The organism is Thermoflexus sp. (genome assembly GCF_042408815.1).
Classification (GTDB): Bacteria; Chloroflexota; Anaerolineae; order Thermoflexales; family Thermoflexaceae; genus Thermoflexus.
Genome location: NZ_JBHOQR010000036.1, coordinates 54475 through 63105, shown reverse-complemented (window position 1 = coordinate 63105; position 8631 = coordinate 54475). Strand labels below are relative to the sequence as shown.

Sequence of the window (8631 nt, the reverse complement as noted above, 5' to 3'; positions counted from 1 at the left end):
CGTAGGAGGCATCAGAAAAAGGGGTCTTTCGGACGTCTACGGACTATTTTTGCCACTACGGTTTCGCGAAAGAAGTGAACGCACGGCCGTAGGGACAAGGCTTTCCGGGCTCAGAGGGGGCGGGAGGTGTCAAACGTGGGTGATGGCCGGACTCGCCTTCCTCACCGTCCGGGAGGCTCTGCGCGGGCCCTCGGGGAAACCTGACGTCGGGCGCGAGCCGCTCGCCCGCTGACCTGTCTGGTGAAGGAGACGACGGGGAGCCCTTCCCCTATCGTCTTCGTGCCCTACGAAGAGGCCTACTCGGAGGGCTTTGAGGACATGCCCCGGCGCCTTCCGGACCTGAGCAAGGCGGAGCGGGTCATCGGCTACCGTCCTACCCTGACCCTGCGGGAGATGCTGGAGCGCATCACCGCCTACGAGCGGGAACGGATTGCCGTCTCAGGTTTACCTGTAACTTGGCAATGGAGGATGGAATCACTTGATGGGGATGGAGAAAGTCGGGGTAGCACTGTTGGGCTTCGGGATATGGGGGCGCAACTTGGCGCGCAACCTCCACGAGCTAGGGGCGCTGCGGCTGATCTGCGACCCCAGCCCGGAGCGCTTGGAGGAAGCCGGCGTCCACTATCCCGATGTCGACCGAAGCGGTGACCCGGAAGCTGCCCTTGAGCGAGATGACATTCAAGGGGTTGCGATCGCGGCACCCGCCGTCACGCACTACGAGCTGGCCCTACGGGCCCTGCAAGCAGGGAAGGACGTCTTCGTCGAGAAGCCTCTGGCCCTCAGCGTGAAAGAAGGCCAGAGGCTTGTAGAAGAGGCCGAGCGCCGTCAACGGGTACTTATGGTCGGCCACGTGCTGGAGTATCATCCGGCCGTCCAGACGCTTCGGGAACTCATCGCGCGGGGGGAACTCGGCCGCCTCCGCTACCTCTACTCGAACCGCCTCAACTGGGGGCGCATCCGCACCGAGGAGAACATCCTGTGGAGCTTCGCCCCCCATGACATCGCCCTCATGTTGCGGCTTCTGGGGACGATGCCCGAGGAGGTCGCCTGCCACGGCGAGGCGTACCTCAACCACGACGTGGCCGACGTGACCCTGACGGTTCTCAAGTTCCCCCGAGGCATTCAAGCCCACATCTTCGTGAGCTGGCTCCACCCCTTCAAGGAGCAGCGCTTCGTGGTGGTAGGCGAGCGGCAGATCGCCGTCTTCGACGACACCCAACCTTGGGAACGTAAACTGGTGCTTTACCCCCACCGCGTCGAGTGGGAGGGAGGTCAGATTCCCATAGCCCGCAAGGCCGAGGGCATCCCCGTCTCCTTAGAGCCCAAGGAACCCCTTCGGGCGGAGATGGAGCACTTCTTGCACTGCATATCGACCCGGCAGCGTCCCCTCACCGACGGGGAGAGCGCCCTGCGGGTGCTGGAAGTGCTCATGGCCGCCCAGCAATCGCTCGATGACGGGGGGAGGGCAATCGTCATCGCGCCCGGCGCGAAGGAGGGCATATACGTGCACCCCACGGCCGTGGTGGACGAGGGGGCCGAGATCGGCGAGGGGACCAAGATCTGGCACTTCTCGCACGTCATGCCGGGGGCCAAAATTGGGCGGGACTGCGTGCTCGGCCAGAACGTGTTCGTCGGGCGGAATGTCGTCATCGGGGATCGGTGCAAGATTCAGAACAACGTCTCCGTCTATGAGGGGGTAACGCTGGAGGAGGGCGTCTTCTGCGGACCGTCGATGGTCTTCACCAACGTCATCAACCCGCGCAGTGAGATCGAGCGGAAGGACGAGTTCCGCCCGACACTCGTCAAGCGGGGCGCCACCCTGGGAGCAAACAGCACCATTCTTTGTGGGGTGACCATCGGGCGCTATGCCTTCGTGGGGGCCGGGGCGGTGGTGACCAAGGACGTGCCCGATTACGCGCTGGTGGTGGGGGTTCCGGCCCGAATCGTGGGATGGATGTGCGAGTGCGGGGTGAAGTTGAAGTTTGTGGACGGTCGGGCAGTGTGCTTGGCCTGTGGAAAGCGCTATCGCAAAGAAGGCGACCGCGTGGTGCCGGAGGTTTCCTCATGAGTGTCAAGGTGCCGCTTTTTGACCCGCGCCCTCAATATGAGGCCTTGAAGGACGAACTGCTCGCCGCGGTAGACCGGGTCCTCTCTTCAGGGAAGTATATCCTCGGCCCTGAGGTGGAGGCGTTTGAGCAAGAAGTGGCCGAATACCTTGGAGTCAAGCATGCCATCGGCGTAGCCAGCGGTACGGACGCCTTGTGGCTCTCCCTTAAGGCCCTGGATGTAGGACCGGGGGATTACGTGTTGACCACTCCCTTCACCTTCTTCGCCACGGCCAGCGCTATCTTTAACACCGGGGCGCTGCCGGTATTTGCGGACATTGACCCCAGGACCTTCAACATCGATCCCAACAAAGTGGAGGAAGCCTTGGCTGGCAAAAATCCGGTGTGGCAGCGGCTGGGGATTGACCCGAAGCGGGTGAAGGTGCTGTTGCCGGTGCATCTCTACGGCCAGCCTGCAGACATGGATGAACTGATGGATATAGCTGCCCGCTACGGGCTTCGGGTGGTGGAGGATACGGCCCAGGCCATGGGAGCGGGGTACAAAGGGCGTAAGGCTGGCACCATCGGCGATCTGGGGGCCTTCAGCTTCTTCCCCACGAAGAACCTGGGTGCCTTTGGGGACGGAGGTCTTGTGGCCACCAACGACGACGCCTTGGCCGGGAAGGTGCGGATGTTGCGGGCCCATGGTTCACAACGCAAGTACCATCATGAGCTTATCGGCATCAACAGCCGGTTGGATGCGTTGCAGGCGGCGATGTTACGGGTGAAGCTGTCCCACTTGGACCAATGGATCGAGGCCCGGCGGCGCATTGCCGCTCGATACACCCAGGCGTTTCAAGGGCTGGACGGGGTTATGCCCCCCTATGAGGTGCCAGGGTATCGGCACACGTATCATCAGTACACCCTGCGGGTACCGAGCGGCCGCCGGGATGAGCTTCGGGCTTTCCTCCAGAAGCAGGGCGTAGGCTCAACGGTGTACTATCCCGGTCCGGTACATCTGCAGCCTGCGCTCGTCCACCTGGGCTACCGCCCCGGCGACTTCCCCGAAGCCGAATGGGCATGCCAAGAGGTGCTATCGCTGCCCGTGTTCCCGGAGCTTAGGGAGGACGAGGTAGATTACGTGATAGAACAGGTTTTGGCGTGGGCGGAGGGCTAGCACCTATGACAGCAGGTAAAACGTTAGAGGTTAGGGTCCACGAGGTGAGAGGCCGGTGCACCGTGTTCCAGGAAGGGGACAGCTTCCACATCGAGAAGGGGTATCGTCTGAAAGCTGCAAAACCTGTGTGCATGCACGCGTTGGCCTCTCTAATGCCCTACTATGTCGCTTTGAGCCGGGGGATTTCGCCCGTAGAGTTGGGCTTGGCTCGGGAAGGGAACGCCGCCTTCGTGCAGTGCCTAGACCCTTGCGAGCGCACCGGAGGGGGCACGGTCGTCTTTCAAGTCACCCCGATCGGTTCCGGTGATGCTCCATGAAAATCGTGAACATCGTGGGGGCACGGCCTCAATTCATCAAAGTTGCGCCCATCCTTAAGGCCATCGAAGGGCATAACCGCGCCCGGCCGGATGTCCCGATCCATGAAGTGCTGGTCCACACCGGCCAGCACTACGACTATGAGATGTCCCAAGTTTTCTTCGATGAGCTCGGCCTCAAGGCCCCGGACTATCACCTGGGCGTCGGCTCCGGGACCCACGGCTACCAGACGGGGGAGATGCTGAAACGCATCGAGGAAGTCTTGCTCAGGGAAAAGCCCGATTGGGTCCTGGTCTACGGCGATACGAACAGCACTTTAGCGGGGGCTTTGGCCGCGGCCAAGCTCCACATCCGCGTAGCCCACGTGGAAGCTGGGCTACGCAGCTTCAACAAGCGGATGCCGGAGGAGATCAACCGGATTCTCACGGATCACGTTTCCGATTGCCTCTTCTGTCCTACGGAGACGGCCGTCCAGAATTTAGCGCGTGAGGGCATCACCAAGGGAGTCTATCTGGTAGGTGACGTGATGTATGACGCCGTTCAAATGTATCTGGCCGCAGCCGAAGACAAGTCTCAAATCTTAGAAACCTTAGCCCTGAAGCCCAAAGAGTACGCTTTAGCTACAGTTCATCGGGCCGAGAACACCGACGATCCAGAGCGCCTTAGAAACATCATGATGGGCTTAAAACACATCGCTCAAGACGGTCTACGAGTCATCTTCCCAGCGCATCCGCGCACCCGCAAAGCTATTTCAGATTTGTCTCTAGACATCTCCTCGTCGAACCTCAAGGTGATCGGGCCTGTCTCATATCTAGATATGCTGGTCCTGGAGAAGAACGCAAGGGTCATCCTCACCGACTCCGGTGGGGTGCAGAAGGAAGCCTTCTTCTTTCGGGTGCCCTGTGTCACCTTGCGGGAGGAGACAGAATGGGTGGAGACCGTAGAAGCAGGCTGGAACGTGCTGGCCGGCTGTGACCCGGAGCGGATCGCTCACGCGAGCCTAGCGGCCCAATGCTCTGCCAGCTCTCCCTACTCCTGCTCTATCCCTTTCTCCCCCCGTACTCCCCTACCCCCTGCCACGCCCTACGGCGATGGCCGGGCGGGGGCGAGGATTGTGATGATTCTTCTTGAATGTTCGGGAAGATTATGATGAGATTTTGGGATTCGATGGTCGCGCCATTTACACTATCACGAAAACAAGTAGTCCAGTTAACTTCTGTTACCATTGCTACCGCATTCAATAACTTGGTGGGATTTGTCGTCAACGTTGTCGCGGCCAAGAAGCTGGGTGTTGAAGGGTTTGGGGTGTTCTCTTTGGCGTTTTCTGTAGCCACACTGGCAGGGGCCATTGGCGATTTTGGGTTTAATCTCGCCATGATTCGCTTGTTTAACAAATATCAAGCGAATCCAGAAAAACAAACTATGATCCTTGGGACAGCGTTAGGCTTGAAGGGCGCGCTCTTTGCCCTACTCGCCGTGACATCCTTGCCCCTGAGTAGCTTTCTAGCTTGGAGTCTAGGCGTAGGTTCCGTAAACTCGAACCTCTTTGCCATCGCCCTTATCACAGGTGGATTTCTTTTCATCTGGACCTATCTGCAGGCTTATCTCCAAGCTTATCGCTCCTTCAAACAGCTTACGGGGTACATTTTGGCTTATTGCGGGCTTCGCCTGGCATGCTTGCTGGTTGCCTACAAATTCTTCCCCGAGGATCCGCTGGCTTGGCTTGCCGCAACCTACACCGCCCCGCTTTTCGTGCTGACCCTAATTGGGGTGGCGCCCAGCGGGCGCGAGGCAATAGCAATCCTTTTTAAGCATCCTGACGCGAGTCTCGGCATCTTCAGAGAATTACTCAACTATAGTAAATGGGTGGCTATTTCTGCCATCGCTTACACGGCAATGCCCTACTTAGTAAGATTTATTCTGGCCGTTCGTGGCTCTGTAGAGGAGGTAGGGATATTCTCGGCGGGTATGACTTTTACTGTGGCGTTTTCCACATTGAACACAGCGATACGGGCTGTGCTCTTCCCACAAGTGACGGCATTTCGAGAGCAGCAAATTAGACGATATTCTGCGAGACTTAGTCGGGTGGCACCGTACTACGTGGCGTTTGCTATAGTGGGAATTACTGCGTTAGGATTATTGCAATGGTCTCTTTTGGGGAAGGAGTATCGTGAAGCATTGCCGGTGTTTCTGGTTACAAGCGGGGCATTGGCCACCGTAATCTTTTTGGGGCTTGCGACGATGTTGGTCCATACATTAATGAAGCCACATGTGGACGCATACACTAATATCTTTCGCCTAATGGCCACCGCGCTCTTCTGTTTATTGATTTCTCCGTTGAATGCTCTAGGTGCGGCGGCAGTTTACGGTGTAGTTTTGGTTATCGGCGAGCTGGGCATGCTTTTGTACTTGCGTCGTATAGGCCGAGAAACTGTGCTATGATGGGACGAGGATTTACAAGCTCTTTCTTTCTTGGGACATTGTTCTATCTCCTGTTGGGTATATTGGCTGTAGCAGCCGTCCTCATAGTTGGGCCGGATAGTAAGAGCTATCTCGTTGTTGGAATAGCGACCTTCGGTTTATTCCCTTTTGTTCGTGCCTCGTTACGGCGATCTGAGGATTTATTGGCACCGAGTGTACTTTTGCCTTTGACTTATGCGCTTTACGCTCTTGGTCCGATTTCGTTATTAGGGAATTTTTCGGACCAAGCACAGACACAGTACTTGTTTCTGCAATTTTGGGGGCTCCTGGCACTAAGAGTAGGCATTTCCGCCGCGTCGAAACGGAGCAAGGTGCCAGCGAGCAATATCGCATTTCCTCCCTTAAGTAGGCGTTGGGGCATGCTTCTTCTACTAACTGCCTTCGGTATGTTGGCTGGGGCAAGTGTTTCGGTGCTTACTTTAATTGCATCCCTTGGAAGTCTTGGGCAGTACCTTGAGATTGGTTATGGAGGAGATTTCTATCTCTCTCTCAGGAGCGGATTTGTAATTGGGATAGGTTTTCAGTGGTGGCTACTAGGTACTGGACTGTTGATATATTATGGAATCCGGCGGTCTACTATAGCTACTGCCTTTGGGCTAGTTCTCTCCATGCTTGCTGTGATAGTTATACTGAAGACTGGGCGGCGGCACGAATTTCTGTTTCCACTTATCTATTCCGTAGTGTTAATCAACTATGGCTATAAACGAATTCCATCTTTGCTGATCGCTACTGGTGTATTGTTGGGTATTGCAACAATGCAATATTACGCCTTAGCACGATTCTTCCTGGCGCAGGGATTCCTGTACAGTCTATTTCAAACGTGGCCAATGGTGGTGAAGAATCCGTATCTTCTGCTTCCTTGGAATACAAACGAGTTCAAAATGCCGGGAGCATCGTTGATAGAGGTCCTTGAGTATGGAGGACCTGGTCTTCTGTATGGTGCCTCGTATCTGACTGCGGTAGTTAGTACGATTCCATTTTTGGGAAGGCTAGTTAGTGGGAGCCTGTTCCATCCCAATAATTGGCGATTAGAGACTTTCTATCCTGAAATCCTCGCCGCTGGTGGGGGGCTGGGCTTTTCTCCTGTAACGGAAGCTTTTATCAACTTTGGGTATGTCGGTATATTCGTGCACCTGTTCCTTTATGGATATATTATTGGGGCTATTTACAATCGGTTGATCCGGCGCCCATCCGTGTCAAGACTGCTCCTATACGCCGGCAGTTTGCCTATATTTATGCTACATGGAATGCGCGTGGAGAGCGCGTCATTTATATATTTATGGGTGCGCTATCTTGTGCCTTGGATAGTCTTTGGCCTACTTAACGTCGTGACAGAGTCAATTAGAAGGAGAGGAGAATAACTGATGGGTAAAATTAGAGCGCTTCACATCCTCCCCAACTTCGGACCCGGGGGGGCCGAACGGATGGCGGCGCATTTGCTGCTTCACCTGGACCGTCGCCGCTTCGAGGTGGCGGCGGTTTCGCTTTTCGATAGACAGGGTACGGACCTGGAGACCATGCTCGACCGAGCGGGCGTCCGGGTTTGGTACCTGGGTAAACGAAAGGGGTTTGATCCCAGGATGTACGGGCGCCTTGCCCGGGTATTCCAGGAGTTTCGACCGGATGTTGTGCACACCCATCAGTATGTCTTGCGATACCTTCTTCCCTTGGTCCTTGCGCGGCGGGCACGTGGGTGGATTCACACGGTCCATAACGTCGCCGAGAAAGAGGTGGATAAGCCTGGAAGGTGGGTGCATCGTGCTGCCTTTCGGATGGGTGTGGTTCCGGTGGCTATTGCGAAGGAAGTCGCCCGGAGCATTGAGAGGGTGTACGCCCTAAAGGGGGTACCCCTGATTCCTAACGGAATCCCGGTGGCCGAGTACAGTCTGGGAGAGGACGTGCGGAAAGCCTGGCGAGCGCGTGAGGGGTACGCAGAAGAAGATGTCCTGCTAGTTTCGGTAGCACGGATGAGCCCTCCAAAGAATCACCCCTTGCTGATTCGGGCTTTTGCCACGGTCGCCTGCCGCGATCGTCGGCTCCGGTTGCTTTTGGTGGGTGATGGTCCGCTACGGCCGGAATTGGAGGACCAGGTGAGGGTGCTGGGCTTAGAGAACAAGGTGCGTTTCCTGGGCGTGCGGAGCGACGTGCCGGAAATTCTGGCCACTGCGGATGTGTTCGTTCTATCCTCGGAGTGGGAAGGGAACCCCCTTTCGGTCATGGAGGCCATGGCGGCGGGTAAGCCGGTAATCGCAACGGCTGTGGGTGGCGTACCTGAGCTTGTCGAGGATGGGGTAAGCGGGCTCCTGGTTCCCCCGGCAGACGCGGGTGCGCTGGCCGAGGCGATTTGGAAAGTAGTCGACGACCCGGAGTTGCGGGTTCGAATGGGTTGTGCGGCATTTCGGCGAGCAAAAGAGCGTTTCGACGTAGGTGTAATGGTGCGAGGGTATGAGGCCTTGTATGAGCAGCTTCTGGAAAAAGGCTGAGAGAGCGGGCTCACTGCTTCGGTACTGGGGAGCCATGCTGTTGGGACGCAGTTACTGGCATGTGCCTCAGGGACTTGGGGCGTTTTTTATCCCCGGAAAACTTTGGGGCTACTACAATGATCTGACGGCG

At 56.9% G+C, this 8631-nt stretch carries 7 protein-coding genes; all 7 read left to right on the top strand.

What is annotated here, in order from left to right:
• Positions 1-481: 481 nt before the first annotated feature.
• Genes ACFMO3_RS11780 through ACFMO3_RS11750 form a run of 7 tightly spaced genes read left to right on the top strand, consistent with a single transcriptional unit; the run spans position 482 to position 8501 of the window.
• Positions 482-2068: a Gfo/Idh/MocA family oxidoreductase gene (locus ACFMO3_RS11780; protein ID WP_376790599.1), complete on the top strand. Its 1587-nt coding sequence runs from the start codon at positions 482-484 to the stop codon at positions 2066-2068.
• Positions 2065-3222, top strand: coding sequence for a DegT/DnrJ/EryC1/StrS family aminotransferase (locus ACFMO3_RS11775; protein ID WP_376790598.1), 1158 nt, complete (start codon positions 2065-2067; stop codon positions 3220-3222). Before ACFMO3_RS11780 ends, ACFMO3_RS11775 begins: the two co-directional genes overlap by 4 nt.
• Positions 3223-3227: 5 nt before the next feature.
• Entirely contained in the window at positions 3228-3539 is a 312-nt protein-coding gene (locus ACFMO3_RS11770; protein ID WP_376790597.1) for a TIGR04076 family protein, read from the top strand.
• On the top strand, positions 3536-4687 hold the full coding sequence (gene wecB / locus ACFMO3_RS11765; protein WP_376790596.1) for a non-hydrolyzing UDP-N-acetylglucosamine 2-epimerase: 1152 nt from the start codon (positions 3536-3538) through the stop codon (positions 4685-4687). Before ACFMO3_RS11770 ends, wecB begins: the two co-directional genes overlap by 4 nt.
• Positions 4669-5979 carry an oligosaccharide flippase family protein gene (locus ACFMO3_RS11760; RefSeq protein ID WP_376790595.1) on the top strand — a complete coding sequence of 437 codons (1311 nt, stop codon included), beginning with the start codon at positions 4669-4671 and terminating at the stop codon, positions 5977-5979. Before wecB ends, ACFMO3_RS11760 begins: the two co-directional genes overlap by 19 nt.
• Complete coding sequence (locus ACFMO3_RS11755; protein WP_376790594.1) at positions 5976-7379, top strand: O-antigen polymerase; 1404 nt, start codon at positions 5976-5978, stop codon at positions 7377-7379. The genes ACFMO3_RS11760 and ACFMO3_RS11755 overlap by 4 nt, the downstream gene beginning before the upstream one ends.
• Before the next feature lie 3 nt (positions 7380-7382).
• Positions 7383-8501: a glycosyltransferase gene (locus ACFMO3_RS11750; RefSeq protein WP_376790593.1), complete on the top strand. Its 1119-nt coding sequence runs from the start codon at positions 7383-7385 to the stop codon at positions 8499-8501.
• The last annotated feature ends 130 nt before the right edge of the window (positions 8502-8631 follow it).